This is a genomic window from Haloarchaeobius sp. FL176 (genome assembly GCF_024609245.1).
Lineage (GTDB): Archaea > Halobacteriota > Halobacteria > Halobacteriales > Natrialbaceae > Haloarchaeobius.
The window spans coordinates 69,654-95,504 of record NZ_JANJYH010000008.1 but is presented as its reverse complement, the minus strand read 5'-3'; the positions used below and the strand labels follow the sequence as shown (position 1 = coordinate 95,504).

25 protein-coding genes and 1 pseudogene are annotated in these 25,851 nt (G+C 66.5%); 14 read left to right on the top strand and 12 right to left on the bottom strand.

Annotated elements, in window-relative coordinates; all coding sequences use genetic code 11:
- Nucleotides 1–433: 433 nt before the first annotated feature.
- A complete protein-coding gene (locus NO978_RS14780; protein WP_257300366.1) occupies nt 434–568 on the top strand; it encodes a hypothetical protein in 135 nt (44 codons plus the stop codon).
- A 178-nt stretch (nt 569–746) separates the two neighbouring features.
- On the opposite strand, the gene NO978_RS14775 is transcribed toward NO978_RS14780, so the two are convergent.
- Both NO978_RS14775 and NO978_RS14770 read right to left on the bottom strand, forming a co-directional pair.
- Complete coding sequence (locus NO978_RS14775; RefSeq protein ID WP_257300365.1) at nt 747–1,334, bottom strand: hypothetical protein; 588 nt, start codon at nt 1,332–1,334, stop codon at nt 747–749.
- 306 nt (nt 1,335–1,640) lie between these two features.
- Nucleotides 1,641–1,928, bottom strand: a complete 288-nt coding sequence (locus tag NO978_RS14770) for a HalOD1 output domain-containing protein (RefSeq protein WP_257300364.1) — start codon at nt 1,926–1,928, stop codon at nt 1,641–1,643.
- 1,837 nt (nt 1,929–3,765) lie between these two features.
- Here NO978_RS14770 and NO978_RS14765 point away from each other — a divergent pair.
- Nucleotides 3,766–5,304, top strand: coding sequence for a Cdc6/Cdc18 family protein (locus tag NO978_RS14765; protein ID WP_257300363.1), 1,539 nt, complete (start codon nt 3,766–3,768; stop codon nt 5,302–5,304).
- Between the two features lie 162 nt (nt 5,305–5,466).
- The gene (locus NO978_RS14760; RefSeq protein WP_257300362.1) at nt 5,467–6,378 is read left to right on the top strand and encodes a universal stress protein; all 912 of its coding nucleotides are present in this window, start codon (nt 5,467–5,469) and stop codon (nt 6,376–6,378) included.
- Between the two features lie 152 nt (nt 6,379–6,530).
- Here the strand turns inward: NO978_RS14760 and NO978_RS14755 are convergent.
- Nucleotides 6,531–6,701, bottom strand: a pseudogene (locus NO978_RS14755) (haloacid dehalogenase type II); the annotation flags it as partial.
- A 93-nt stretch (nt 6,702–6,794) separates the two neighbouring features.
- Here NO978_RS14755 and NO978_RS14750 point away from each other — a divergent pair.
- Nucleotides 6,795–8,225 carry an FAD-dependent oxidoreductase gene (locus NO978_RS14750; RefSeq protein ID WP_257300360.1) on the top strand — a complete coding sequence of 477 codons (1,431 nt, stop codon included), beginning with the start codon at nt 6,795–6,797 and terminating at the stop codon, nt 8,223–8,225.
- A gap of 24 nt (nt 8,226–8,249) precedes the next feature.
- On the opposite strand, the gene NO978_RS14745 is transcribed toward NO978_RS14750, so the two are convergent.
- The gene (locus NO978_RS14745; RefSeq protein ID WP_257300359.1) at nt 8,250–8,624 is read right to left on the bottom strand and encodes a helix-turn-helix domain-containing protein; all 375 of its coding nucleotides are present in this window, start codon (nt 8,622–8,624) and stop codon (nt 8,250–8,252) included.
- 185 nt (nt 8,625–8,809) lie between these two features.
- Here NO978_RS14745 and NO978_RS14740 point away from each other — a divergent pair, with 185 nt between their 5' ends.
- Complete coding sequence (locus NO978_RS14740) at nt 8,810–9,613, top strand: DUF4097 family beta strand repeat-containing protein (RefSeq protein ID WP_257300358.1); 804 nt, start codon at nt 8,810–8,812, stop codon at nt 9,611–9,613.
- Nucleotides 9,614–9,683: 70 nt separating this feature from the next.
- Here NO978_RS14740 and NO978_RS14735 read toward each other — a convergent pair whose 3' ends face one another.
- Nucleotides 9,684–10,631: an MBL fold metallo-hydrolase gene (locus tag NO978_RS14735; protein ID WP_369684147.1), complete on the bottom strand. Its 948-nt coding sequence runs from the start codon at nt 10,629–10,631 to the stop codon at nt 9,684–9,686.
- 176 nt (nt 10,632–10,807) lie between these two features.
- Here NO978_RS14735 and NO978_RS14730 point away from each other — a divergent pair, with 176 nt between their 5' ends.
- Nucleotides 10,808–11,131, top strand: coding sequence for a hypothetical protein (locus tag NO978_RS14730; RefSeq protein WP_257300356.1), 324 nt, complete (start codon nt 10,808–10,810; stop codon nt 11,129–11,131).
- Between the two features lie 213 nt (nt 11,132–11,344).
- Here the strand turns inward: NO978_RS14730 and NO978_RS14725 are convergent, their stop codons facing one another.
- Complete coding sequence (locus NO978_RS14725) at nt 11,345–11,590, bottom strand: hypothetical protein (RefSeq protein WP_257300355.1); 246 nt, start codon at nt 11,588–11,590, stop codon at nt 11,345–11,347.
- A 230-nt stretch (nt 11,591–11,820) separates the two neighbouring features.
- Between NO978_RS14725 and NO978_RS14720 the strand changes: the two genes are divergently transcribed.
- The 3 genes from NO978_RS14720 to NO978_RS14710 all read left to right on the top strand — a co-directional run bounded on the left by NO978_RS14720 (nt 11,821) and on the right by NO978_RS14710 (nt 16,353).
- Nucleotides 11,821–13,236 (top strand): ribonuclease H-like domain-containing protein, encoded by a 1,416-nt coding sequence (locus NO978_RS14720; RefSeq protein ID WP_257300354.1) that lies wholly within the window; start codon nt 11,821–11,823, stop codon nt 13,234–13,236.
- 6 nt (nt 13,237–13,242) lie between these two features.
- The gene (locus NO978_RS14715; RefSeq protein WP_257300353.1) at nt 13,243–15,636 is read left to right on the top strand and encodes a DEAD/DEAH box helicase; all 2,394 of its coding nucleotides are present in this window, start codon (nt 13,243–13,245) and stop codon (nt 15,634–15,636) included.
- Nucleotides 15,637–15,753: 117 nt separating this feature from the next.
- Nucleotides 15,754–16,353 (top strand): hypothetical protein, encoded by a 600-nt coding sequence (locus NO978_RS14710; protein ID WP_257300352.1) that lies wholly within the window; start codon nt 15,754–15,756, stop codon nt 16,351–16,353.
- A 52-nt stretch (nt 16,354–16,405) separates the two neighbouring features.
- Here NO978_RS14710 and NO978_RS14705 read toward each other — a convergent pair whose 3' ends face one another.
- Both NO978_RS14705 and NO978_RS14700 read right to left on the bottom strand, forming a co-directional pair.
- Nucleotides 16,406–17,008 carry a class I SAM-dependent methyltransferase gene (locus NO978_RS14705; RefSeq protein WP_257300351.1) on the bottom strand — a complete coding sequence of 201 codons (603 nt, stop codon included), beginning with the start codon at nt 17,006–17,008 and terminating at the stop codon, nt 16,406–16,408.
- A gap of 69 nt (nt 17,009–17,077) precedes the next feature.
- Nucleotides 17,078–17,800, bottom strand: a complete 723-nt coding sequence (locus tag NO978_RS14700) for a hypothetical protein (RefSeq protein WP_257300350.1) — start codon at nt 17,798–17,800, stop codon at nt 17,078–17,080.
- Between the two features lie 108 nt (nt 17,801–17,908).
- Here NO978_RS14700 and NO978_RS14695 point away from each other — a divergent pair, with 108 nt between their 5' ends.
- Nucleotides 17,909–19,345, top strand: a complete 1,437-nt coding sequence (locus NO978_RS14695; RefSeq protein WP_257300349.1) for an amidase — start codon at nt 17,909–17,911, stop codon at nt 19,343–19,345.
- Between the two features lie 113 nt (nt 19,346–19,458).
- On the opposite strand, the gene NO978_RS14690 is transcribed toward NO978_RS14695, so the two are convergent.
- The 3 genes from NO978_RS14690 to NO978_RS14680 are packed head-to-tail and all read right to left on the bottom strand — an operon-like array spanning nt 19,459 to nt 22,279.
- Complete coding sequence (locus tag NO978_RS14690) at nt 19,459–20,139, bottom strand: MBL fold metallo-hydrolase (RefSeq protein ID WP_257300348.1); 681 nt, start codon at nt 20,137–20,139, stop codon at nt 19,459–19,461.
- The gene (locus NO978_RS14685; RefSeq protein WP_257300347.1) at nt 20,136–20,783 is read right to left on the bottom strand and encodes a TrkA family potassium uptake protein; all 648 of its coding nucleotides are present in this window, start codon (nt 20,781–20,783) and stop codon (nt 20,136–20,138) included. The genes NO978_RS14690 and NO978_RS14685 overlap by 4 nt, the downstream gene beginning before the upstream one ends.
- A gap of 2 nt (nt 20,784–20,785) precedes the next feature.
- Nucleotides 20,786–22,279, bottom strand: a complete 1,494-nt coding sequence (locus NO978_RS14680) for an APC family permease (RefSeq protein ID WP_257300346.1) — start codon at nt 22,277–22,279, stop codon at nt 20,786–20,788.
- A 189-nt stretch (nt 22,280–22,468) separates the two neighbouring features.
- Here NO978_RS14680 and NO978_RS14675 point away from each other — a divergent pair, with 189 nt between their 5' ends.
- Both NO978_RS14675 and NO978_RS14670 read left to right on the top strand, forming a co-directional pair.
- Nucleotides 22,469–22,789 (top strand): hypothetical protein, encoded by a 321-nt coding sequence (locus NO978_RS14675; RefSeq protein WP_257300345.1) that lies wholly within the window; start codon nt 22,469–22,471, stop codon nt 22,787–22,789.
- 70 nt (nt 22,790–22,859) lie between these two features.
- Nucleotides 22,860–23,372, top strand: coding sequence for a winged helix-turn-helix transcriptional regulator (locus NO978_RS14670; RefSeq protein WP_257300344.1), 513 nt, complete (start codon nt 22,860–22,862; stop codon nt 23,370–23,372).
- Nucleotides 23,373–23,419: 47 nt separating this feature from the next.
- Here the strand turns inward: NO978_RS14670 and NO978_RS14665 are convergent, their stop codons facing one another.
- Nucleotides 23,420–24,256, bottom strand: coding sequence for a nitrous oxide reductase accessory protein NosL (locus tag NO978_RS14665; RefSeq protein ID WP_257300343.1), 837 nt, complete (start codon nt 24,254–24,256; stop codon nt 23,420–23,422).
- A 106-nt stretch (nt 24,257–24,362) separates the two neighbouring features.
- Here NO978_RS14665 and NO978_RS14660 point away from each other — a divergent pair, with 106 nt between their 5' ends.
- A complete protein-coding gene (locus NO978_RS14660) occupies nt 24,363–25,052 on the top strand; it encodes an SCO family protein (RefSeq protein WP_257300342.1) in 690 nt (229 codons plus the stop codon).
- 3 nt (nt 25,053–25,055) lie between these two features.
- Nucleotides 25,056–25,844: a sulfite exporter TauE/SafE family protein gene (locus NO978_RS14655; RefSeq protein WP_257300341.1), complete on the top strand. Its 789-nt coding sequence runs from the start codon at nt 25,056–25,058 to the stop codon at nt 25,842–25,844.
- The last annotated feature ends 7 nt before the right edge of the window (nt 25,845–25,851 follow it).

Genomic DNA, 25,851 nt, shown 5'->3' with positions numbered 1-25,851 from the left:
TGTCCAGACCCTGGCCGAGGCCACAACCACCCACTCAGGTGGAGACGCTGCTCGACGACATCGGTCCAGACGTGCTGGGCCCTCTCCTTCGTTCGGACCTTCGAACCTGCCACGTGCGTCATGTTCTCCGTCGAGGAACGGACTGTTACCGCGGGCTGCGACGGGTTCGTCGTCGTCGCGGGACCCTGTTCCGGGACGGTCTGACTGACTGTCGGAACAGGGCGTTCCGAAAAACGAGTTAGGCACTTTCTACCCGGCCATTCAGTCGTCGAAACGGACTCGCGGCTTTATTATCATCAGCGGGGATGGACGTGGTGATGACTCCGAGACAGTGGCACGCATCGCCGGGATCTCGTCTGCGACCGGGACCAGTACTCCGGACGACTGGCGCGTTCCCCGTTCCCGACAGTCGAACGGACGAGGGGGGCTGAAGATGCCGTTCTGCAACAACTGCGGTCGGTACGTCTCGCACGATTTCGTCCGGGTATTCGGCTGGGAGGGCGAGGTCGAGCACTGTCTCGACTGTGCACGTCACGCCGATATCCACGATGGCGCGGCTGCCCGCTGAACGCCGACGCCCCCACGAGCAGTCCATCAACGACCGACACTGGCGAGTTCTGGTGCCCGATACCTAGTCGGAGACGCTGGTCGATTGGTAGCCCCATCCCTGCGACCGTCGACTGAGGACCCTCCCGCCGAGAGACCAGTCCCGGTCCGTCCAGCTGGCAGCGATACCGTCGTCGACGCTATCGCGACCGCTCTCGCTTCCACGCGACTCCCAGAACCGACGCCACCACGACGAGGCCACCGGCAACGATGCCGGGAAAACCACCGAACCCCGCGAGGATGTACCCGACGACTGCAGCCGCCCCGAGAAGGAGCGTCTGTCGGCTATCGTTGTCCGCACGCTCGCCCACGTCGAGATACGGATCCAGCTGTTCGGCGTTCGGTCCCTCGGAAACCGTCCCACGGTTCTTGTCGAACTCCACGACTCCCGAACTGGCCATCTTCGGGAGGTGACATTGATACAGACCGACGTAGACGCGCTTGCGCTGCTGCGCCGACAGGGCCTCCTCGGTCGTGTCGTTCTCGATTGCTGCGATGTGCTCCGAGAGGTCACTCAGTTCGAGAGTCTCTTCGTCGCTCTCATCGAGGCACTGGAGGACCAGCCGTCGGCGACTGTTCCCGATTATCTCGAATATGATATCCAGCGCCAGCTCCTGTTCAACCTTGTCCGGCCGGTCGCCGTGGTCCGCGTTTCGGTCACCTCCCGTCTCTGTTTCTCCGTCCGATCCCCCACTGTTTGTGGTTACTGTCTCATTTCGAGCGCTCATTGCCGTTGAAACGTTGCCTCGGTTCGATTTAACTCGCGGTCCGTGTTCCCCCGTAGCAGTACGTAGCGACAGCATACCGCAGCGAATGCGCGACGCTTCCGCTTCAGAATCGCCGCACACTGTGGCATGTATACACATGCCAGTAGCACGTATAAGTTTAATTCTACGAATCCGACCATAACCAGTCCGTCTCCGTGAAGACAGTCCGTACGCTCCACGTGGAGGTAGAGAGTGGTGTCAGACAGGAGAACCGACGACGGTCACTCCGACGGGACCCGACTCTGCCCGGGTGTGCCCCAGTCCGTATCAGACCCGAGTGATCTCGAGGAACCCGTTACCGGAAACGAAGATTCGGCATCCCTCGTAGAGAAACGAAACCGAGAGTGACGGCTCCGCTGACGTGACGAGTGAGTCCAGTGCCTCGCAGTCGACGAACGAGCCGAGCGGTTCCAGCTCCGTGGCCTCCCGTCCTGTTACCTGCGCGACAGCGAGGGCGATCGTCGTCGCCACCGACTCGTCGCTTTCGTACTCGAACTTCGTCCCGTACTCCTGTCGCGTGCCCGTGTTGCCGTCCGTACTGCTTCCAGTAGTCATGGTGTGATTGCCCGTAGTCCGGGAACCGCCATCGATCGGGAGAACTGCCATCAACTCTGTTGTTGTGGTGCCTCACGGTGGCTCCCGGTTTGTTCGGTGGGGGACCGCATCGAGTATAAACTTCCCGGTGTGGAGTAAGATATTCATCGTTTCTATCATTGTCCTTCTTATTTCCGACGACCAGTGATGACTCGTGTTGACACCGGATTCATCCGAGATAGTCCCCGTGTAGTGTCCACTTCGCGGCACCCCCAGAGTAAGTCAGGTCACCCCTGTAGCAGGCGGGTTCGTAATAGATTCAAATAGCGAGTCTACTCTGCAGACCGCCAGCAGTCGTAGGCAGGGACACCGCCGTTTCAGCAATTGACTCCCGAGAACAGCATCGAATGGAAGGTACCTCTGAAGCGGTTCGTTCCACCCGAGCGCGTAACGGTAGTGGCTCCAGGCGATGAGAACTCGCCTCTGACTGAAGACGAGTGAGCTCTCTAGTGTTCGCTGTCGCCGTCTGTCTCCAGTTATACCATTGGACCTATCCAGCAGCAGCTGCTGCCGCTATTCTTGGTCGGCTATACCAGGTACCGGTACGAAAGGACACCCGTAACGGGGACACACCCACCACCGTTTCAGCAATTTCGCGAAGGCGTTAGAGCGTCACGAGTGATCTCGTACTGTTCGTTCTCGGCGTTCGAATCGGAACGAAGTCGAGGCCCCACACCGTCGTGTTCGGATACGGTTCACCACCCACCACCGTTTCAGGAACGTTTCGTTGGTGCTGTGTTCCGACTGTGCGTTCAAGACGCCGGTTCGCGAGAGGACAGCGCTACTGTCGGGTAGGGACCCACCACCATTTCGGGAATTTTGGTCACGTCCCTCGCCAACGCGAACGTCGTTCCGGGACGAGCCGTGGACGCCACCGGACACACCCACCACCGTTTCAGCAATTCGAGTCGTGTCCTCCTACCGTCCCGCCGTCCACTTCGAACCGATTGCCTGCTGAGTACCAACGGGAACTGGAGCATCGGGAGTCGGATCTGTGGCCTGCACCTGTTTCAAACAGAGGTCTACTCGCCGGACACCCACACCACTGTTTCGGGAATTCGTGACAGACCGGCGGGTGGACGGGGGAATCCCCTCCCATCGTTTCGGCACTCACGGTGGACCACGGGGACAGGCGATGAGTGGACACCCACACCACCGTTTCAGCAATTACCGGGCTGGGACGTGGGCCACGACGGAGTCTGCAATCCACCGACGAGGCAGCTGACGGTGGACGTAGTCCCAGCTGTGGCAGCTCGTCAACGGGCGAGGGACCCGAAGCTAGCCAACGAACAAAGCGGCTTCGTTGCAGGAACGGTTCGATGTCGGAACGGAACTATGGACGTCGGTAGTGAACCACCACACCCACACCACCGTTTCAGCAATTTCCCGGCGAGCTGGAGGGGGTCGCTTAGCCGTAGCGTGGCTGACGGGAGCCCGTGAATCCACTGCAGAAGCCCAGTAGTTATAAAGAAACGAAATAGGAGGACGACAACTATCTAAACAGCTTTCTCAAGGTTTGATTCTCTACCCTTACTACTACTAAACGATAACGTTATATAATATAATATAAAGCGAACGGATCAGGATTCGTGCGATTCGGCGTCCTTGGATGTCAGAACCGCCGTTCACGGTTGTTTCGACCTAGCTTCCCCAGGATTCTCCTCCCCCCACCACCCTTCTCGTGGAAAATTCGCGAAACGGTGGTGTGGGTGTGGTCCCCCCAGAAGGACAATTCTAGACGTTCTCGACATTGCTGAAACTGGGGTTTTATGAACTTCCGCTGTGTGTGCTCTCGGTAATGACCCAGTTCTCCGAGACCTCGCCGATATTCGAGCGGGAGGAGGTCCTCCGTGAGGAACACTACCCCGACGACCTCCCGGAGCGGAAGGGCGAGATGGACGACCTCCACATGTCTCTCGCACCGGCGGCCAGAGGTGTCGGTGCGAACAACGTCTTCCTGCACGGGAAGGCCGGACAGGGCAAAACGGCCGCCGCGCAGGCAAAGCTCTCCGAGCTTCAGCATCACGCGGAGGAGGAGTCGGACCACCTGAACCTGACGACATGTTACGTCTCCTGCGAATCGCACGACCTCTCGACCTCGTACAAGGCTGCGTCCCGCATCTATCAGGAGCTAACGGGGGAGACGAGACCGACCGGGTACGCAACGGACGTGGTGATGGACATGATGTTCGAGGCGATGAACGATATCGGTGGCACCATCATCATCGTCCTCGACGAGATCGACACGCTGGGCGACGACGATCGGATCCTCTACAGTCTCCCGCGGGCACGGGCTCAGGGATACGTCGACGACCACGTGTTCCCGAGTATCATCGGTATCAGCAACGACCTGCAGTGGCGGGATAATCTCAGCCCAAAGGTCAAGAGTTCGCTGTACGACGACTCGGTACTGTTCTCACCGTACGATGCGACGCAGCTCCAGCAGATTCTCCGGCGGCGGGCCGCCAAGGCGTTCCGTGAGACCGAGCTCGTCCCCGTCGACGGCTCAGCACCGACACAACTCGACGACGACGGCGACGAACTAGATTCCGGTGACGACACTGCATCGACGTCGACGGACTCCACCTCGACCGCATCAGCGTCGGCGGACGCTACCTCGACGGCCTCTGCATCGACAGCCGATTCAGAAACGAACGACGGCAGTTCTCCCGAGAAGCTGACCGCAACGACGGACACTGTTGCGAGCGAGGAGACCGAGCAGCAGACCGACGCTACCGTCCAGGGAACGCCGGTGCAGGTCGACAACTCGGGCCAGGAGTACATCTTCCGGAGCGAGATCCTCACGGACGATGTCATCCCGCTCATCGCCGCACTGTCGGCACAGGACACCGGCGACGCTCGACAGGCGATCAAGTATCTCCGCAAGGCGGGCGAGCTGGCCGACAAGAGCGACGAGCCGATGGTCACCGCGGCGCACGCCCGTGAGGCACAGGCGCTCGTGGAACGCGAGGCGGTCGTGGAGGCGATGCGCGAGATGACTACGCAGGCCCACCTCGCGCTGGCAGCGCTCACCACACTCGAACTCTCCGGCGACGCCCCTGTTCGGGCGAAGCCTATCTACGGCGTCTACAAGAGCATCGCCTCCGAGGTCGACGCGGACAAGCTCGGGCAGCGTCGGTTCAAGGACCACCTCCGCGAACTGGACATGCAGGGCATCGCCGACGGCGAGAAGGTCGCAGCGGGCTCTATCGGCGGCCCAGCATGGCAGTACCAGCTTCAGGTCGACACCGAGATCGCCGTCGAAGTGTTGAAGGACACGACCCGTGTCGCCAACATCAATTTCAAGACCATCGGCGACGACCGGTCGCTCCCCTGATCGACAGCTTATCGGTGCCGAGCGTTGCGTCCTCGTGAACACTCCATCTCCATCACGCACACCACCGTTTCGAGAAATTCTTCTGCACCGTCGACTGCGCTCGGTGCCAGCAGGGGACATCGGTGTTTAACGTGGTAGACGCCGAATCTCCGGACGAGTACAATGTACGATACGGTCCTCGTTCCGACGGATGGGAGCGATCACGCGATACGCGCTGCCGAGCACGGGAGTTACCTGGCGTTGTTGTTCGATGCGACGGTCCACGTCGTCACGGTCGGTGACGTGGCAGACGTCGACCACCGAGTGGCAGGTGGCGACGTCGAGGAGACAACGACCGACGGCGAGACTCCAGCTGCAATCGATACCGAGGCTTCAGCCGCAATCGATACCGTGACCGGCGTGTTGGGCGAGACCGTCGAGGTCGAGACGGCGGTGCTCGAGGGTACTCCGGAAGAAGCGATTCTCGGGTACGCGGACGAGAACGACATCGACCTTCTGGCGATGGGAACCCACGGTCGAACCGGGGTGCACAGGTACGTGACCGGGAGCGTGACCGAATCGGTGGTCCGCCACGCGACCGCACCGGTGCTGACGGTCCGGGCGGTCGAGGACAGTCGGGTGGGTGGGTCGTACGACGACGTGCTGGTGCCCACGGACGGCAGCAACGAGGCCGGGCGGGCGGTCGAGCACGGACTCGCCATCGCGAAGGCGGCCGGTGCGACCGTCCACGTCGTCAACGTCGTCGACGTGGCGGGTCTGGGTGCGAGTCCGGAGTACACTACGCCAACGAGCGTGCTCGCGGACCTGGAGTCGAGCGGCGAGTCGGCGGCGGATGCCATCGCCGACCGTGCGAGAGACGCGGGACTCGAGGCGAGGACCGCGGTCCGACATGGCTCTCCCGGCTGGGAACTGCTGGACTACGCGGAAGAGTTCGACGTCGACCTGATAACGATGGGAACGGCAGGTCGCTCGGGCATCGACAGGTTCCTCCTCGGCAGCACGACGGAACGGCTCATCCGCCACGCGGACGTGCCCGTCGTGGCAGTCAACGCCGTGAATTCCGGTTCGGAGTAGGGAACTGGAGTGCGGATTCGAATGAGGGTTTGCGTGAGAGCAGCGAGACACGACGGAACAAATTCTTAACCAACAGAGTCGCCAGTGTTGGTTAAGACTCGTCTCGCGGGCGCTCCTTGCGGACTTCCAGTCCCGGCGTACGGCGTTCTGGCTCAGCCAGTCTCGACGAGCACGTCGTCGACGGCTCCTGGGGACTCGACGCGTATGTCCGGTGAGGGCCCGAACGGCTCCCACGGCGTCCCCGTGCGGTCGACCCAGGCTGCCTGCGTCCCTGCGTGGACCGCTCCGAACACGTCGAACCGGGCTGCGGTCACGTGCCGTACGAGTCGAACGTGACCGTGCAAACGGGTGTCGAGGCGAGTAATACCTTGGAACGCACTAGAACAGTTACAAGCGAGGGCGTCGAGGTGGCAGGTATGTCGGACCCGTTCGTAATCGTCGGAGGGGACGCGGCTGGGCTGAGCGCGGCCAGCAAACACAGGCGCGAGAACCCGGACCGGGAGGTCATCGTCTTCGAGAAGGGTCGCTGGGTCTCCTACGCGCAGTGCGGTATGCCCTACTACGTGAAAGGCGAGGTCGACTCGCTGCTCGACATGCTGTCGTTGACGCCGAGCGAGGCCAGAGAGCGAGGCATCGACCTCCGACGGGAGCACGAAGTCGTCGGGATAGACACGGACGCGAGCACTGTCTCGGTCGACGGGCCGGACGGCCAGTTCGAACAGCCCTACGGTGACCTGCTCGTCGCGACCGGTGCCGAGGCGGTGTCTGCGCCTATCGATGGGTCTCATCTGGATGGTGCCTTCACCATCCACAGCATGGACAGTACGGCGGCCGTGAGGGCGTTCCTGACCGACCCCGCGGAGCCCGAGTTCGCCGAACCGGACGTCGAGTACGTGGACACGGCACTGGTCGAGGAGTTCCTGGCCAGAGAGCCGCCGGAGACGGCCGCGATCGTCGGCGGCGGCTACGTCGGTGTGGAGATGGCCGAAGCGTTCGCCGCACACGACCTCGACGTCCACCTGTTCCAGCGCCCCGACCAGTTGCTGGAACCGTTCGGCGAGGCGGTCGGTGAGCGGGCCGCCGAGACGCTTCGGGAGAACGGTGTCACGCTCCACCTCGGCGAGACAGTCGACCGGATCGAGTCCGACGGGAACGGCGATGTCGGCGGCGTCAGGTCGACAAGTGGCTCGGTCGATGCGGACGTGGTGGTCGTCGGAATCGGCATCCGTCCGAACAGCGGACTCGTCGCCAACACCTCCATCGAACTCGGCGAGTCGGGAGCCATCGCGACCGACCGGTACGGCGAGACGAACGTCGACGGCGTCTACGCCGCGGGCGACTGTGCGGAGATGCGCCACGCCGTGACCGGCAGTCAGGACTGGGTCCCGCTGGGGCTGACAGCGAACCGGGCGGGGCGGGCTGTGGGCCAGACCGTCGCCGGGAAGCCGACATCCGTCGGTGACATCGCGGGGACGGCCGTCGTCAAGGCGTTCGACATGGAGTGCGGTCGGACGGGACTCGTCGACCACGAGCGAGCTACGGCTGCGGGGTTCGACCCCGTCTCGAAGACGGTGACTGCGGGCTCGCGCTCCGGCTACTACCCCGGCGGAGCGGAGACCACGGTGACGCTGACCGCCGACCGGGGCAGCGGCAAACTGCTCGGTGGGACCATCGCCGGGACGGACCGCGCGGCGATCCGCATCGATACCGTGGCGACGGCGCTCGAGAACGACATGACGGTCGCCGAACTCGAGCGGACGGACCTCGCCTACGCGCCGCCGTTCAGTCCCGTCTGGGACCCCGTCCTCGTCGGGGCGAAGGTGCTGAACGGGGCACTCGAGGACTGATTCCGCGGGGGAACGCTCGCGATATCAGTCGGCGGGCTCGGTCAGATGTTCGAGTCCCCAGTCCCGCATCTCGACGATTATCGGTTCCAGGGAGGCGCCCCGGTCGGTCAGCGAGTACTGCACACGGAACGGTTTCTCGCTGAGGATCTCCCGTGCGACCAGCTCGTTCTCCTCGAGGTCCTCCAGGCTGTCCGAGAGTACCTTCGAGGAGATTCCGTCCACGTCGGTCTTGAGCTCGTTGAAGCCGCTGGGCCCGTGTTCGAGGAGACGGTGGACGATGACTGGGTGCCACTTTCGGCAGATGAGTGACGCGGTCGTAGTCACCGGACACCAGTCCTCGCCGGCACACCAGACCTCCAGTTCGTCGGGTGCGCCGTCCCCGGCCGACTGGTCTACCATAGTCGAATCAACACACCCGGCCATGATAATAGTGCGCAAGCGAAAGTGGCTTTGGCACCGTAGCCCGACCGGATTCGAAACCGACCACCTTCATGTCGGAAAAAACGAATGGATGTCGGAAGTATGACGCTAGCTATCGTGTCGCTTACTATCTAGGCTTTGACGGAGAACGACGTACAGCAGGTATGAACAGACGTTCTTTCCTCGGCGCCAGCGCGCTGGTCCTCGCGGCTGGCGTCGCCGGCTGCACGACGTTCGAGGTGCGGAGCAGCGAGACGACGACGGATTCGACCCCGGCCGACGGCATCGACCGGATTCGTGTCAGCAACGCCGTTGGGGACGTCTCTGTCACCGGTGCCAACATCGAGAATATCGAGTACAGTGCGGAGAAGCAGCTTCGTGGCGAAGGCGACGACTTCGACCGACTCACCGTCACGGCAGCACAGTCGGACGGGCTGTGGGAACTGACCGGCGGATTCAGGGGGTCCAGCTCCGTCTTCGAGGACCGCGGCAGTATCACGCTCGATGTCAGGGTGCCCCGGGACCTCGTCGTCGAGGCTGTCGACGTGGACGTCGGACGCGTTTCGCTGCGTGATACGACCGGGGACAGCATCGTCCGCGTCGGTGTCGGCGGCATCGAGGCCCGACAGGTCGATGGATTTCTCGACATCTCGACCCAGACGGGGACGATAGAGGCCACCGACATCACGGGCCTCGACCACGCGAGCACCGACATCGGTGACGTGACAGTCGAAGTACGCCAGCTTCGCCGTGATGTCGACGCCAGGGCGGATATCGGCGAGGTCGACGTACGCGTGCGCTCGGACCTCGACCTGTATCTGGACCTCCGAGGCTCCAGAGTACAGAGTGACCTCCCACTGGTCGACGGAACCCGTGATGACGGCCACATCACTGGGCGGCTCAACGCCGGCGGCTACCGGTTACGGGTCGGGAGCGACCTCGGCGAGGCCCGGGTCCGCGCGCTCTGAGGTAGCCGCACGGGCAAGTCAGAGAGAGGAGTCCCAGACCGAGCTGGCGTAAATCACTTTGCGTGGTCGCTTACGGTTCGTCGAGAACGGGGAACAACGAGTCGAGTTCGGGGGCGGAGTCCCGGAGTTCGTACTCGTTACCCACGAGCGAGACGACCTCGGCCGCACGGAGGTGTTCAAGATGCGCGTAGGCCTCTCCGGGCCCGTGGAGGATGTGGATGCCGTCGAGCTCACCGAACAGGTGGGCACTCACCGTCCACGCGTCCGCTGGTCCGTGAGTCTCGAGAACGTCGACGACCCGGTCGGTGCGGTCTCGATGGTGGCGCAGAATCTGCCGTGCCCGCGCTTCGGGAGTCGAAATCGGGGCACGATGCCCGGGATAGGCGACGTCGAACCCGCCGTCGTCGATACGGACCAGCGTGTCGAGGTACGACCGCAGCGCGTGCTCGTCTCTGATGTCTGCCCCGCCGACGTTCGGCGTGTACTTCGGCAGCAGCGCGTCGCCACTGAACAGTGCACGGTCGCCGTCGCCGTCGACAACGAACCCGGACTGGCCGACGGTGTGCCCGGGCAGGTGCCACACGGTTGCCTCCCCGTCACCGACGGGAAACCGGTCGCCGTCGGTGAACGGTTCGACGTCCGCGTCCTCGGCCGACCAGAGGGTGTCGTCCGCGAGGCTCGCTCGGAGCTCCGCCGCTGCGGGTTCGGGCATCCCCCACTGGTCGAACAGCGACGAGTGCCGCTCGTCGAACGCCGCGAGTGCGTCAGGGTCGCGGGTCACGAGTGGTGCGTCGGCCTCGTGGACCCGAACGACCGCATCGCCGGCCGCCTGTATCGCTCCGGCTCCGCCCGCGTGGTCCCCGTGGAAGTGCGTGAGCAGGACCTGGTCGATGTCGGCCGGGGAGACACCGACGGCCTCGAGTTCAGCGACGAGCGCTGACTGTACGGTCTGCTGTGCGGTCGCGGTGTCCACCAGTGTCGTCGGCCCGTCGGAGTGGGCTCCCAGCAGATAGACCACGTTCGAACCTTCGAACTCGCGATTGTCCAGCTGAATTCTGTGCACGACTACCGGACCGAACGGCGGCTGGGGTCCTTAGACTGTCGTCATCGGACCTCCGAACTGGTGGGAGAAGGCCGACCGACTTAACCAACAGAGCGAAGTAGAACGGCGCCGTTGGTTAAACGGTCTAGCCGATGCCAGACGATCCACCGACGCCACCGGCGAACGTCCCTGCCGACCTCCGCGATGCCCTGGCGGACTGCACGCCAACGCAACTGCGTGAGGCAGCGACGTACGCACAGGAACTGGTAACGCACCGGGAGCGGAAAGCACGTCTCGACGAGGCAGAAGCATCCCAAGGAGCCACACCCGACTCCGACAGCAGGCCCGCAGCGGTCCCGATGAAGGCCAGCATCACCACGAAGACCATCAACGACAACCAGTACTACTACTGGCAGTGGCGCGACGGTGACGAGATAAAGTCGAAGTACCACGGGCCGGTCGAGGACGCGGACTGAGCCACCGGTCGGTCAGAGCGTGGCGGCGGCTTCAGCCAGCAGCGACGTTGCGAGCAGGAAGACGAGCCAGTCGAGCGACGGCTGTTTCTCGGCTGAACAGCTCTGTCCCTGCCCGCCCGGTGGCTGGGTCAGTCAGTCCGAAAGTTGCTCGCGATAGCCGGTACCTCGGATGGAGTTCACGGGCCTCGTCGACCGCTGGGACACTGTTTCGCCTCACTCCCCACGCTTGCGGTACCACACTCGCTCTCCAACTGGTGACTCGGACTCCCCGATGTCCAGCCGCGAGACGAACAGGTCACGGATGGCGAACGTGACGGTCAGGTCGATGGACTCGCCTTCTGCCGTCCGGACCCTGACGACACAGTGGCCGTCGACCTCGTCTAACGCCTCGATGGTTCCCGTGGACCAGCGTTCGATGTCGTGGCTCGGCTTCCTGGCGTGGATGCGGTCGTGGTCCATCAGTTGCCACCACCGAGGCCGGCGTCGGCAGTGACTGACGTGGTAGGCGAAGGCCGACCGCCGTCCGCCTGGTGTGCGAGGTCTGGCTCCGACATCTTCGTTCGTCTAGTATGCAGGTGTCGCAGCCCCAAAGCCACTCTGGATGCGGGGGCTGGATGGGGGCGTGACGGCGTCGATGGGGACCACACGGACACGCCTATTGCGATGGAACACCCGTGGTCGAGTATCGAATGGTCTCCGACTCGCCGGCCCGAATCGCCGCCGCGGCCCCCGGCTTCGTCGAGCGAGCGACGGCCAGTGCGCTCGACGACTGGCTGACGTACTTCGAGCCCGACGTGGTCGTGCTGGCCGGGGTGGAGCCGGCGCGCCGGGCGAGCAGCGCGCTCCGGCGCGTGACCGGCGACGAGACCTTCGTCTTCGATCCGAACGGTCTGGACCCGATTCGCGGACCCAGACAGGTGGCCGGGGTCCAACTGCAGTTCGCCCCCTCGCTCGACGACCTCGCGAGCCTGGAACGCAGCGGGACGACGTTCGTGCTCTCGGGCCTGCTCTCGCTCGACGTGGACCGGGCGACACTCTCGACCTCGCTGGATGGCCTGGTCGCGTATCGGGAGGCACTCGACCCGGCCGCCACCGGGACGGAACTCGTCCACCTCTCGACCCGGCTCCCGGCGAGCTACCGGCGCGAGTGGGACGGGCTGACCGTCGTCGGTGCCGGTGCGGACGCCGGTGTCGGCGACGAACCACTGACCGCACTGGACTGCCGGGCCGACGGCCGGGTGTTCGTACACACACTCGAGCGCTCGAACCTCGGGCTCCAGGCGCTCGACGGCGTCGGCGACACTCGTGCCAGAACGCTCCGGGACGCGGGGCTCGGTTCCCGGACGGCCATCGCTGCGGCGGAGCCATCGACGCTCGCGGAACTCGACGGACTCGGGGAATCGACCGTCGAACGGATTACGGCCAGCGCCCGGGCAGTCGCCGACGGCGAGGTCGTGCGGCGTACCGACGCCCAGCTTCCGAGCGGTGACCCGGTGTTCGTGGACATCGAGACGGACGGTCTCTCGCCGACGATCACGTGGCTCATCGGCGTCCTCGACACCGCGGGCGAGGAGGCCACCTACCGCTCGTTCGTCCAGCGCGACCCCGACGACCCCGGTGGCGCAGTCCGCGAGTTCCTGTCGTGGTACGACGCGGGAGGTGACGGCCGCCCCGTCGTGGCCTACAACGGCTGGCGGTTCGACTTCCAGGTGCTCGGCGAGCACGTCGCCGAATACTGTCCCGCGTTCGAGCCGATCTGGGACGCGATGGACCGCTTCGACCCGTATCGGTGGGCGGTCCGAGACGACAACGCCGTCCTCCCGGGTCGGACGAACAAGCTGGACGACGTGGCGGCGGCGCTCGGCCACGAGTCCGCCGAAACCGGGCTGACGGGGGCCGCCGTCGCTCGCGCGTACCGCGCCTGGATGGACGACCGCTCGCCCGAGACCGAACTCGACTGGGAGCGGTTCGACGCCTACTGCGAGGACGACGTGCGCGCTCTCGCGACCATCTGGACGGCACTCCAGGAGAGCGGCCGGGTCGTCTCGGCGACGAGTACCGACCCCGACGACGAGACCACCCAGGGCACGCTCTCGGACTGGTGAGACATGATGAGTCAGGACACACCCACCGACGCACCGACTTCGGCCGACCGACTCCGGGAGTCGTACCCCGACTACGAGGGGCAGCTACAGCACGCGGCGACCATCCCACCGCGCCCGGCGCACACCGTCGACCCGCACGAGGTGCTGCGTCCGGACCTCGCGCGCAGGTTCTCCGACGCCGTCGGGGAACTCTACACCCACCAGGCGCGAGCACTCGACGCCCTCGCCGACGGGGAGAACGTCTGTGTCGCCACCTCTACGTCGTCCGGGAAGACGTTCGTCTACGCGCTCCAGATCGCCCGCAACCACCTCGAAGACCCGGACTCGACCGCGCTGCTGGTCTACCCGACGAAGGCGCTCTCGCGCGACCAGGAGGGGGAGCTGAACGAGTTCTACGGCGACCTCGGGCTCGACATCTCGGTCCGGGTGTACGACGGCGATACGCCAGGCGACCGGCGGCGACGTATCCGCGACACCGCCGACGTCATCATCACGAACTTCGCGGGCGTCAACGCCTACCTGGGCCATCACAGCGGCTGGCGGCGGTTCTTCGCGAACTGCGAGCTGCTCGCTGTCGACGAGTCCCACACCTACACCGGCGTCCACGGGATGCACGTCGCGTGGACGCTGCGCCGCCTGCGGCGCATCCTCGACCACTACGGCAGCGACCCGCAGGTCGTCTGCACCTCCGCCACGGTCGGCAACCCCGCCGAGCACTCCGCGCGGCTCGTCGGCGAACCGTTCGCCGTGGTCGACGCCGACGGCTCGCCACGCGGCGAGCGCGACGTCGCGTTCTGGAAGCCGCCGGTCGACGAGGACGAACTGGCAGACGACGCCGACTTCGAGGCGTTCCAGGCCGCGGCGGCGAGCCCGGTCTGGGAGGGGGCGTCCATCCTCGCCCACCTCGGGCTCTACGGCCTCCAGACGCTCATGTTCGCCCGGAGCCGGAAGAACGCCGAGCTCGGCGCGAAGTACGCGGGCGACGCCGCCAGCAAACATCCACGACACGGCTACGTCGACGTCGCGCCGTACCACGCCGGGCTCGGCAAGGAGACCCGGCGCGGCACCGAGTACGAGTTCAAGACCGGCGCGCTCGACGGCGTCACCTCGACGAACGCGCTCGAACTCGGCATCGACGTGGGCTCGATGGACGCCACCGTGCTCACGGGCTACCCCGGCACCAGACAGTCGTTCTGGCAGCAGGTCGGCCGCTCCGGCCGGGGGGAGAGCGACGCGCTCTCGGTGTTCGTCGCCCGCGCCGACGCCATCGACCAGTACATCCTCGACAACCCCGACTACGTCCTCGGCGACGCAATCGAGGACGGGGTCGTCGGGCTGGAGAACAACCCCGTGTACGCAGAGCACGTCCGCTGTGCGGCGCACGAGAAACCGCTCACCGCCGACGACCGGCAGTGGTTCGACGGTGACCGCCTCGACCGCGCCGTGGCGATGTGGGCCGACGCCGGGCAGCTCGCCGGGGACCTCTCGCGTGCCGTCCGCTACACCGGTTCGCCCAGGCCCCAGGCGGACGTGTCGATGTACGGCGCTGGGGACACGCAGTTCGTCGTCCGCCGCGAGGGCGGCGACATCGACATGGAGCCGGTCGACCGCGACCGAGCCTACCGCGACCACCACGAGGGGGCGCTGTTCCTCCACGCCGGCGCGCAGTACCTCGTCACGGAGTTCGTCGAGGACGCGCCACAGCCGTACATCACGGTCGAACGCGTCCGTACCGACGAGTACACCGAGACGACCTCGGAGAAGACGATCCGCGACCTGTCGGTCGACGAACGGCGGGAGCTCGGCGACGGCTACGCACTGGCCCACGGGACGGGAACCGTCGAAATCCACTACACCCACTACCAGCGCAAGAACATCAGCACGGGGCGGGCGACGACGCCGCTCCAGCCGACCGGCCTCCCGCCGGTCGAGCTCCGGACGGACCTCGTGTGGGTGGAGACGCCCCCGGCGCTGCGCGACGAGATACTCTCCGAGGTCGGCGGCCTGGACCCCGCGACGGCGTCCGAGGGCGAGACGATGGAGGTGTTCGGCGGGGGCCTCCACGGCGCGGAGCACGGGATGATCAAGCTCACGCCGCTGGAGCTCCGGCTCGACACCGGTGACCTCGGGGGGCTGAGCACGCCGATGCATCCCGAGACGGGCGTGCCGACGTGGTTCGTCCACAGCGCCGTCGAGGGTGGCCTCGGGTTCGCGCGGCGCATCTACGAGCGCGCGGCGCCGCTGGCCCGGCGCACTCGCGAGCGGGTCGCGGGCTGTGACTGTTCGGGAACCGGTGGCTGTCCGGCGTGCATCATGGACTCGCAGTGTGGCAACCAGAACCAGTTCCTCCACACCGAGGCCACTGTGGCCGTGCTGGACCGGGTGCTCGAGCGACTCTGACGGGACGGCCGTCTCGCAGTTGGCCGCTGTCTCCTACATTCCCACAGCTGGTGCAGTCACAGCATCGCCGGCGACTCCGGGGCACAGCGTTATCAGAACTGATAGCGTACGGATGGTATGGCAGACGACAAACGCGGCAGGGAGAAACAGGCCCGCGACGCGGACGTACGGCAGCGAATGCGCGCCATCCGCGAGGAGCTGGAACGCACGGGGGAACCCGAGCCGCCCGTCGACGTCGAGGCCCTCGCGGAGGCAGCGGCCGCACTCGAGTCCGTTCCCTTCCCGGCGACGGGGCGGGAAGTCGTCGAGGCAATCGGCGATGTAGAGCTCGACGCACGGGAGGGTCCGATGCGGGCCGACGAACTGCTCCCCGACGCCGACGCGGAGACCTTCGACTCACCGACCGAGGTCAGGTTCCGGCTCCAGCGCCCCACGGTCGCTTCGGGGATGAAACGCGTCGTCGAGGCGGCCGACGAGGCCCGCGATGTCGAGCTCAGCGGCTCACAGCGCGACGCCTACGAGAAGACGTTCACGGCACTGGAAGACCTCGCTCCGACCGACGAGGACGAGGGTATCCCGTACATCTGCGACTGGATACTCGACCGGTTAGCGCAGGACGGCGAACTCCCAGGCTCCCGCTCCGTGCGGCGCGAGGCGGCCACGTTCGCCCGCGAGAACGGCTACCCCGTCAGGAAAGACGAGTGGCTGGGAGTCTGAACCGACACCCAGTCCGCCACGCGACCGGCCTCCGTTTCGACGACCCGCTGGACTACTTCCCCGGCTCGAACACGTGTACCCTGTCTCGCGTCGTCGTCGTGGAGTCGACCTCCCGGAGCCCGCGGGACGTGAACTCGGCGCTCCAGTCCCGGACGTACAGCGGAATGCCGCCACGGACCTCCGTCACCGTCCCGGGGTCGCCGTCCTCGTACTCGACGACGACGACCAGCTCGCCCGCGACCCGGGCGATCTCGTCGAACACCCACGCCTCGTCGGGGTGGACGTGCTGGAGCGTCTCGACGGAGACCACCGCGTCGAAGGCGTCGTCCGGGAGCTCCGGAAGGAACTCCTCGATCGACGCTGCGCGGAACGTGCCGGTCTCCGCCAGTGCCGGGTAACTCTCGGCGAGCACGTCCAGCGCGTCGGGGTTCACGTCGATACCGGCCAGGTTCGTGAAGCCCGCGTCGGCGAGCGCGGCGAGGTGTCGCCCGGAGCTACAGCCGAGCTCGAGCACGCGGGCGTCCTGCCCGACCCGTCGCTCGAGCGTCGACACCAGGAACTCGCTCGCCTCGTCCGACCCAAGCTGGGCGTAGTACGCCGGCGAGTACTCGCCGGACCGGTCGGCCCACTCGCGTCGGACGTCGTTAGAATCCACGTTCGGTAGCCGCGGCCAGGGCGTAAAGCTCTGACGACACGCCCGCCAGTCGATAGTTCGGCGGTCCGACTACAGCTCGACGGTTCCGAGGTCCGACTCCAGCCCCGCGACGAACTCGTTGTAGGCGTCCACGAAGCCGGCGAACCGGGGAGCGTACTCGCGGACGTCGGCGGCGGAGGGGTGCTCGTACTGCGAGAGCAGGTAGAGGCCGCCGGAACCGCCCACGCGGAGGTACGAGGTGCCGTCCTCGTCCCACTTCAGCTCCCAGCGGTCGCCGTCGACCCGCTCGGTGAACGTGCCGTAGTCGCCGCCCTCGTAGCGGCGCAGTTCGCCCGCGATGGCGTCGCACACCTCCCGGATGCGGTTCACGACACGGTCGCGCTCCGCCACGACCTGGTCGGTGCTCGTCACGTCCGGGAACTCGGTCGACACGTCGTCGAGCACGCCGGTCCGCTCCGAGACGTACCGGTCGAACGCCGCCACGAAGGCGTCGTAGTCGGCCATCGCGGTCGCCAGCGCCCCGGGTTCGGGCGGCTGCTTCGTCGAGACCACGTACACGTCGTCGCCGCGCTTCGGCTCGAACAGCAGGAACTCGAGGTCGCCACCCTCGTACTTCACGGTCCACTCACCGGCGTCGGTGGTGAACGTCTCGCGGCCGTAGTCGCCACCCTTGAGACGGGCGAGCTGGTAGGCGATGCCACCGGCGTGGTCGTGGACTGCGGCGACGAGTTCGTCCCGGTGCTCGATGGCGTCGGTCGCGTCAGCGGGCTCGCGTGGTGGCCAGTCAGTCACAGTCACACCAGTCGCCGGAGGCAGATAATCGGTCTGGTGTCGGTCGGCTCGCCCCGCAGAACCTCCCCGACCCGTAGCTACTTACAGTGCTAATACCTGTCACTACCCATGACAGAGATAGACAGGACGACCGTCGAGTCGGTCGTCGAGCGGCACGGCCTCGACACGGACGAAGGAACGGTGGGGGCATTCCTGGAGGCCACACGGGAGCAGGCTGGACAGTACGACGCACTCGCCGCCGCGGTGCCCGAGAACGACTACCGTGTCGACCCGTCGCCCGGCGAGGACGAGTACAATGCCTTCCGCCAGCGGTTCGAACTCGGCGGTGGGGACGGCCCGCTTTCGGACCTCGAGATGGCCGTCAAGGAGAACATCCTGGTCGCCGGTGCCCCCTCGACCTGCGGCTCGCCCGGGTTCGAGTTCGAGCCGCCCCACAGTGCGACCGTCGTCGACCGGCTGGTCGACGCCGATGCGAGTCTGGTTGGGACGACGAACATGGACGAGTTCGCCTTCTACATCACCGGCGAGACGTGTGCCCACGGCCCGACCAGAAACCCGGCCGTCGATGGCTGCGTCCCCGGCGGCTCCTCCAGCGGGAGCGGTGCCGCGGTCGCCGCGGGCTACGTCGACGCCGCGCTCGGTACCGACACCGGCGGGTCGGTGCGAATCCCGGCGTCGTTCTGCGGTGTCGTGGGCATCAAGCCGACCCACCAGCGGGTCTCCCGGTTCGGGGTCGTCGACCTCTCGCAGTCGCTCGACCACGTCGGCCCACTCGCGCGTGACGTCGAGACCGCCGCGCGGGTCCTCGAATCGATCGCCGGGCCGGACGTGGCCGACCCCTCGACGCGGGGCACGCCGGCGGCGTCGGCGTACGCCGACGCGGTCGAGGGTGGCGTCGAGGGGCTCGACGTCGCCGTCGTCTCCGAGGCGATGGCGACGAGCGAGGATGCGGTCGGGGCGCGTGTCTCGTCGGCCGTTGACGGACTGGTCGACGCCGGCGCGTCGGCCGACGAGGTGTCGCTCGACGGCTACGCGACGATGGGGCCCGCCGTCGGCGCCATCGCCGGCCTGGAGTTCGCGGCGTCCGTGGGTGCGAACGGCGCGTCGTACGCGACCGGCACCGGTACGTCGGAGCCGCTCCGTGGGGCGCTCGCCGACGCGAACGGCCGTGGTGAGTTCGGCGAGAACGTCGCGGGCCTCCTCGTCACGAACGGTGTGCTGACGGAGGGTGACGGCTCGGCCTACGTCGCAGCGAAGGGGGTGCAGCGCCAGTTCACCCGCGCGGTCCGCGACGCGCTCTCGGAGTACGACGTGCTCGTGACGCCGACCACGCCCATCCCGGCGCCCGAGTTCGGCGAACTCTCCGGCATGGAGGGGCTCCTCCGGGCGGTCGAGAACACGGCTCCGTTCAACTGCACCGGAACGCCGGCCGTCTCGGTCCCCTGTGGCACGGTCGACGGGAAGCCCGTCGGGCTGCAGGTCGTCACCGACTGGAACGACGAAGCGACCGCGCTCGCCGTCGCGAGGGCTGTCGAGGCACAGTGAACTGCTCCCGGTGTCCCGGGCCGTAACGGCCGCTCAGATATTCAGTGATGAACGTAACTACTGAACATCTCTACTGAACATGCCTCAGTCGCGCGGTTCTCGCTTTTCTCCGGTCAGATGGCACGGGCGAGCCGTGCGAGTACCTCGGCCCCGTCGGCGGGGAGCGGCCGGCCGTGCCCCATTCCGAGCACGTCGAAGTTTAGCTCCCGGGCCGCCAGCCTGTGGACGCTCTCTCGGTTCCGTCCCTTGTCGTAGGCCATCGGCCAGGGCAGCGTCCCGAGCTCGCCGCCGCTCTCACGGACCAGATCGCCCACCAGCGCGACCCCCAGTTCGGGGTGGTGGAACGCGGTGTGTCCCGGCGTGTGGCCGGGCGTGTGGTGGGCGACGAAGCCGCCGATGGACTCCTCGTCGTCCAGACGGAAGACGGGACCCTCTGGGAGCGTGAGAAACGCGCCGGCCACGCGCTGGAACAGCCCCTTCCCGTTGCGGAGCGGCGGTTTCCGCGAGCCGTCGAGGAAACTCGCATCCGGCTCCATCGCGTAGAGCGGGCAGTCGAGGTCGAGGCCGGCGAGACCGCCCACGTGGTCCAGGTCGAAGTGCGTGACGAGGACCCGGTCGACGTCCGCGACGGTGTAGCCGGCGGTCGAGAGTCCGTCCCTGATGTCGTCGACGGAGCGTGGGGTTCCCGCGTCGACCAGCGTCACGTCCCCGTCGTCGACGAGGTAGGCGTTGACGGAGCCGAGGTCGAGTCGCCAGAGCGCCTCGTCGTCGTCGAGCGATGTCGCCCCAGTCACGTCTGGAAGAGGTTGACGACCTCGTTTGCGACGGCCGGTTCGACGGCGACGATGTAGGTCTCACCGACCTCGAGTCTGGTGTCGGACCGCGCGGTGTGGTCGCCATCCGCACCGGAGACCACGAGACTGCCCCGCGGCAGGGAGACCTCCTCCAGGGTCCGACCGGCGACGGGCGCACCCTCGACGACCTCGATCTGGAGGATGTCCAGGTCACCCGTCACGGACTCCAGCGTCTGGACGTCGCGCTCGATGAGGTTGACCGCGGCGCGGGCCCCGGCGGCCTCGGTGAAGACGACCTCGTCGACCATCCCGTCGTACTCGTCACCGACGTCGTACTCGCTGCGCATGACCGTCCGGAGATTCGGACGGAGGTGGGCCGCCGTCATGCAGATAGCGAGGTTCGTCCCCGTCTCGTCGGTCAGTGCCGCGAGCGAGTCGACGCGGTCGAGGCCGACCTGACTGAGGATGCTCGGGCGTGTCGCGTCGCCCGAGATGACCGTTGCGACGTGCTCCTCCTCCAGCAACCCGACCTGTTCCGGGTCGTCCTCGATGACGACCACGTCGTGGCCGCGGTCGTCGAGGAGGTTCGCTGCTCGTCTGCCGACACGTCCACCGCCAGCTATCGCGATGCGTTTCTGTGGCATAATTAATCGTTCCCTCCGGTGGTCTCGCCGGCCCCCTCGGGACCGGTCTGGTCGGTCGTCGTCGCGGTCGTCGGCTCGCCCGGCGCTTCCTCGCCGGTCTCACGGAAGTACGCGAAGTAGAACACGACCCCGAGCAGTATCCAGGCCACGCTCAGCACGAGCGCGAGCGGGTCGGTACGGAGCAGGTAGTCCACGAGCACGACCGTCAGCACGAGGTTCAGCAGGATGCCCATCAGTGGCGGGATGGGGTAGTACGGGATCTCGTACGGCCGGTTCATGTCCGGCCGCTCGCGGCGCAGCTTGATGACCGCGCCGTTGACGATGATGAAGGAGAGCAGGAAGAACAGGCTCGACATGTTGCCAGCGCTCTTCGTCGGCAGCCCGACCGACATGAGCATGACCACCGCACTCGTCAGGATGGCGACGAACGGCGTCCCGTACCGGTGGTGGATGTTGCCGACCGAGGTCGGCAGCTGGTCCTCCCGACCCATCGCGAAGGCGACGCGCGAGGAGGCGATAACGACCGCGTTGAGCGCCGTGATGGTCGAGAAGATGGCCCCGAAGACGATGATGGCACCGCCGTTCTTGATGACCGGCAGGTTCTCGGGCATGAACGACGTGGCGGCGACCGCGATGCCGGCCTCGCCGTTCTCCGCCAGCCCACCGGCCCCGAGGGTACCGATGGCCACCGTGACCACCAGTATGTAGACCAGGACGGTCACCGCGAGGCTGAAGAAGATGGCCTTCGGGATGTTCTCGCGCGGGTTCTCGACCTCCTCGGTGACCGTCGTGATGAGGTCGTACCCCTCGAACGCGATGAACGTCAGTCCCATCGCGGGCAGGATGCTGAACGCGCCCTTCCCCTCCTGAAACAGCGGGTCGAAGTTCTGGAAGGTGAAGCTCGTCTCGCCCCCGCTGCCGGCCGAGAGGAAGCCGAACGCGACGAACACCAGCAGTATCGTCACCTTCGTCGCCGTGAATATCGTCTCGATGCTCCCGCTGGCGGCCGTCGAGAGTGCGTTGACAGTGACGAGTAGGAGCACCGCCGCGAAGGCGAGTGCGACCTTCGCCGGAATCCCGACCGGCAGGACGCCCAGCGTCACCGCTCCGACCTCACCCGGCGGCGGCACGAACCCGTACACGTGCAGGAACTCGAGGAAGTTCGGTGCGAAGCCGAGCGCGTACAGCGCGCCCGCGATCATGTACGCGAACCAGAGCATCCAGCCCATCACGAACGACGGGAGGTCGTCGAAGATCTCCCGCACGAACGCGTAGCCACCGCCGCTCTTCGGAATCGACGACGCCAGTTCGGCGTAACACAGCCCGGTGAAGGCGGTCACCACCCCGTTCAACACGAACACGAGGATGGCGGCCGGCCCCGAAATCTCGGCGGCGAGTCCGGTCAGTACGAAGATGCCAGCGCCGATCATCGCGCCCATGCCAATCATCGTCGCGTCGAGCAGTCCCAACTCGGCGGCCGGTTCGCGCTGGCTCATCTGTGACCTATCCCGAGCATCACGAGTGACTGTGATAGTGCTTTTCCCTGCCGGCGAGGCGGCCCCGAGCCGTTGGTCGTCGTAGCGGACGGACTGCTCCGCCCCCGCCCGCACATATCTCTGTGGCGTGCTCTCGCCGACGGGAGCCGAAACACACTCGCAGCACGAGCGAGAAGGGGCAGCCCGAGGATGTTACAGTCAGTCGGCGAGTGGCTGAGCGGGACCGAGGCGACGCTACTGGTCATCGTGCTCGGCCTGGCGACGCTCGGGACGACGGCACTGTTCCTGATCGGGCTGACCGGCTACCGACGGCGCCGGTCGCGGGTCTACCTCCTGGTGTCGGCCGCACTCGGACTGCTCGTCGGCCGGTCTGTCGTCGGGTTCGGGACGGTGTTCGGGGTCGTCCCGATGCCGGTCCACCACCTCGTCGAACACGGCTCCGACTTCGTCGTCGCGACGCTGGTCCTGTACGCTCTCTACCGGAGCGAACCCCCCGCCCCTTCGACCTGACGGTGCCAGTTCTCGCTGACCGGGAACGAGTGGGGCATATTTAGTCTGGAGACGGCTACCGTCGACTGTTATGAGCGACGTGCGACGGAGCGTCCACAATCACATCGAGTCCCATCCCGGCGTCCACTTCAACGAGCTCGCCAGGGAGCTCGACATCGCAACCGGGCAGGCCCAGTACCACCTCCGTCGTCTTCTGGAGGCCGGCCGACTCGACACCGAGGAGCTACGCGGTCGGACACACTACTTCCCCACGGGGTACGAAACGTGGGAGCAGCGGACCATCGCGCTCCTGCGCCGCGAGACGGTCCGCGGTATCATCGTCGTCGCCCTCGAGAATCCCGAGCCATCGGCGGCCGACCTCGCCGAGGAACTCGACGTGGCCCGAAGCACAATCTCCTGGCACGTCTCGACGCTCGTCGAGGCCGGAGTCGCGGAGAAGTGCTACGACCAGCAGGGCCGGAGCCACATCACGCTGACACGTCCCGAGGAGACGCGGCGGCTGCTGGACGAGGTCACGCCCTCGCTGCCCGACCGGCTGGTCGACCGGTTCACCCGGCTAGTCGACGACGGCCTGCTCGACTGAGCTGCGGGCGGCCCGTACCCTGGCCGGGTTCGCGGGCCTACCCGTCACTACTCCAGCAACTGGCCACGGTACTGCTCGGCCAGCTCCCGGTCGAAGGCGGAGAGTTCCACGATATCGTCCTCGCTGAGATAGTCGACCTCGTCGACGTACGCAACCGCATCCTCGCGCGAGGAGAACGGTGCGGGGTTCACGCGCATCGGGTCGTCGTACCTGTCCTGGTCGGTTTCGAGCGCGTAGTACGCGGCCGTCCCGTCGACGAGCTCCCGCGAGTTCAGGTCCCTGACCCAGACTCCCGCGATGTCGGCGTCGGTCGCCGCGAACTGATCCGTGACTGCGTAGTAGGTCGTCGCACAGCCGGCCGTACAGAAGAACTCACGGGTGTCGTCGGCGTGGACGGCCTGTGCGTTCCACTCGGGGAAGTTCGCGGCCATCATGTCACAGACGGCACAGCGTGCGTCCTCGGGGACGTCGATGGGCGAGACCGACTCGCCGCCGTCCCCGCCGTTTTGCTCGTGGGCGACGTAGCTCGTGCAGTAGCCGCTCGGGTCGATGGTCCCTTCGACGATGGTACAGGCACCGACGCCGTCCCCGTTCTTGTCGGGGATGTAGAACGTACAGCCGGAGCACTGCTGCCCGCCCTGGGGCTGGGACTGGTAGCTCACGTCGCTCTTGCTGGCGAGATTGTCCGGGTCGCGCTCGCCGCCACCAGCCCCCGTCGCAGTCCGGTACTGTTCGGGGACCCGGTCGCTGGGCGTCGCCGTCGGGGTCGGGGTCTCCTCACCGCCGTCACCGCCCAGACAGCCGGCGAGGGCGGTCGCCGAACTGGCTCCGACCAGCGCGAGCATCGTTCGTCTACCGAACGCCGTGGAGTCGTGTTCTCCCATGATTGCACCTTCGGGGACGGTGGGAATAGGTAGTCTGGTACGACCGTCGTAGTATTTCTAGAACTGCACCAGACTGCTTACTTCCACCAGGCAGAAAGTGGCGACCATGCAGCGACGGACCTACCTCGCGGCCAGCCTCGGGTTCACCACGGCAAGCGCCGGCTGCCTCACCTCGGCGCTCGGGGGAACAGACGGAGGCGAGACGGTGCTCGACCCACCAGCGGACCAGCAGTTCGACAGCAGTCAGCTGCCGTATCCAGCCCACGGGGAAGCACTGCCCGAGTTCGAGCTACCGGATCCGCTGGCCGGCGAGGTCGTCGAGAGCGCGGCGGTCGACGGGACGCTCGTCGTCACCGCCTTTTTCGCCTCCTGTCCAGTCGAGTGCGTCCGCCTCATCGGCCAGCTGGCGGGCGTCCAGCAGGGGACGGTCGAGCGAGGTATCGACGACGAGGTGACGTTCCTCGCGATCACGTTCGACCCGGAACGCGACGACGTCGCGACGCTCCGCGAGTACGGCCAGCGGATGAACATCGACATGGCGGCGGGCAACTGGCGGTTCTTGCGTCCGGAGTCGCCCGAGCGCGCCGAGTCGGTCGTCGACGAGAAACTCGGCGTCACCTTCGACAGAATCGGTGCCGGGGAGTCCCAGCGGCTGCCCGGCTACGACTTCCGGCACCTCTCCCTGACCTTCCTCCGGAACCCAGCCGGCACCGTGGAACGAGCGTACCGCACCGACCGTCCCGACCACCAGCGCGTGCTCTCGGACGTCGAGACGGTCGTCGAGGCGACAGCCTGACAGATGGCCGCATGTACTCCAGCCAATCCACTCCTCGGGACGGAGACGCTCGGACTTCCGGTGCTGGCGCTCGTCGGCCTGCTCGGCGGTGCGCACTGCATCGGGATGTGTGGCCCGCTGGTCGCCACCTACGCGGCCAGGATGGACGGGGACGGCCGCGAAGACGTGCTCTCGGTCCACGCGGTCCGGCAGCACGCGGTGTTCAACCTCGGCCGCACCGCCAGCTACACCCTGCTCGGTGGCCTGTTCGGGCTCGCGGGCCAGCTCGTCTTCGTGAGCGTGCGGGACGTGACCCTCGTCGCCACGGAAGTCCGTGCCGCGACGGGCATCGTCGTGGGGCTCGTCGTCGCCGCGGTCGGCGTCAGCTACGTCGCCGGCAACGGCGCCCGCAGCGTCCCGATTCCGGCCGTCGAACGGGTTGCGAGTGCGGTTCGGGGAAGCCTGCTCCCGCGCGTCGACGAATGGGTCGGGGACTACCGCATCGCCGGCCTCGGGGCAGTCCACGGCTTTCTGCCGTGTCCGCTGCTCTACCCGGCGTACCTGTACGCGTTCGTCCAGGGGTCTGCGCTCGGGGGTGCGGCGGCGCTCGCGGCGCTCGGCCTCGGGACCGTCCCCGCGGTCTTCCTGACCGGGACAGTGTTCGGAGGGCTGGACCACTCCGGCCACCAGCGGCTTCACCGCGCGCTCGGCGTCGCGTTCGTCCTGCTTGGCTACATCCCGCTCCAGCACGGGCTGGCCGCGCTCGGCGTCCCACTTCCGGGTGTCCCGCTGCCACACTTCCAGCCGTGGTGACTGGCCG

What these genes read in the sequence shown, in the direction of transcription:
- NO978_RS14730 (WP_257300356.1), top strand. Translation starts at nt 10,808, where the DNA reads ATGCCAGACGATCCACCGACGCCACCGGCGAACGTCCCTGCCGACCTC.
- NO978_RS14675 (WP_257300345.1), top strand. Translation starts at nt 22,469, where the DNA reads ATGTTACAGTCAGTCGGCGAGTGGCTGAGCGGGACCGAGGCGACGCTA.
- NO978_RS14775 (WP_257300365.1), bottom strand. Translation starts at nt 1,334, where the DNA reads ATGAGCGCTCGAAATGAGACAGTAACCACAAACAGTGGGGGATCGGAC.
- NO978_RS14680 (WP_257300346.1), bottom strand. Translation starts at nt 22,279, where the DNA reads ATGAGCCAGCGCGAACCGGCCGCCGAGTTGGGACTGCTCGACGCGACG.
- NO978_RS14725 (WP_257300355.1), bottom strand. Translation starts at nt 11,590, where the DNA reads ATGGACCACGACCGCATCCACGCCAGGAAGCCGAGCCACGACATCGAA.
- NO978_RS14660 (WP_257300342.1), top strand. Translation starts at nt 24,363, where the DNA reads ATGCAGCGACGGACCTACCTCGCGGCCAGCCTCGGGTTCACCACGGCA.
- NO978_RS14745 (WP_257300359.1), bottom strand. Translation starts at nt 8,624, where the DNA reads ATGGTAGACCAGTCGGCCGGGGACGGCGCACCCGACGAACTGGAGGTC.
- NO978_RS14770 (WP_257300364.1), bottom strand. Translation starts at nt 1,928, where the DNA reads ATGACTACTGGAAGCAGTACGGACGGCAACACGGGCACGCGACAGGAG.
- NO978_RS14765 (WP_257300363.1), top strand. Translation starts at nt 3,766, where the DNA reads ATGACCCAGTTCTCCGAGACCTCGCCGATATTCGAGCGGGAGGAGGTC.
- NO978_RS14780 (WP_257300366.1), top strand. Translation starts at nt 434, where the DNA reads ATGCCGTTCTGCAACAACTGCGGTCGGTACGTCTCGCACGATTTCGTC.
- NO978_RS14760 (WP_257300362.1), top strand. Translation starts at nt 5,467, where the DNA reads ATGTACGATACGGTCCTCGTTCCGACGGATGGGAGCGATCACGCGATA.
- NO978_RS14740 (WP_257300358.1), top strand. Translation starts at nt 8,810, where the DNA reads ATGAACAGACGTTCTTTCCTCGGCGCCAGCGCGCTGGTCCTCGCGGCT.
- NO978_RS14685 (WP_257300347.1), bottom strand. Translation starts at nt 20,783, where the DNA reads ATGCCACAGAAACGCATCGCGATAGCTGGCGGTGGACGTGTCGGCAGA.
- NO978_RS14695 (WP_257300349.1), top strand. Translation starts at nt 17,909, where the DNA reads ATGACAGAGATAGACAGGACGACCGTCGAGTCGGTCGTCGAGCGGCAC.
- NO978_RS14720 (WP_257300354.1), top strand. Translation starts at nt 11,821, where the DNA reads ATGGTCTCCGACTCGCCGGCCCGAATCGCCGCCGCGGCCCCCGGCTTC.
- NO978_RS14750 (WP_257300360.1), top strand. Translation starts at nt 6,795, where the DNA reads ATGTCGGACCCGTTCGTAATCGTCGGAGGGGACGCGGCTGGGCTGAGC.
- NO978_RS14665 (WP_257300343.1), bottom strand. Translation starts at nt 24,256, where the DNA reads ATGGGAGAACACGACTCCACGGCGTTCGGTAGACGAACGATGCTCGCG.
- NO978_RS14670 (WP_257300344.1), top strand. Translation starts at nt 22,860, where the DNA reads ATGAGCGACGTGCGACGGAGCGTCCACAATCACATCGAGTCCCATCCC.
- NO978_RS14655 (WP_257300341.1), top strand. Translation starts at nt 25,056, where the DNA reads ATGGCCGCATGTACTCCAGCCAATCCACTCCTCGGGACGGAGACGCTC.
- NO978_RS14710 (WP_257300352.1), top strand. Translation starts at nt 15,754, where the DNA reads ATGGCAGACGACAAACGCGGCAGGGAGAAACAGGCCCGCGACGCGGAC.
- NO978_RS14715 (WP_257300353.1), top strand. Translation starts at nt 13,243, where the DNA reads ATGAGTCAGGACACACCCACCGACGCACCGACTTCGGCCGACCGACTC.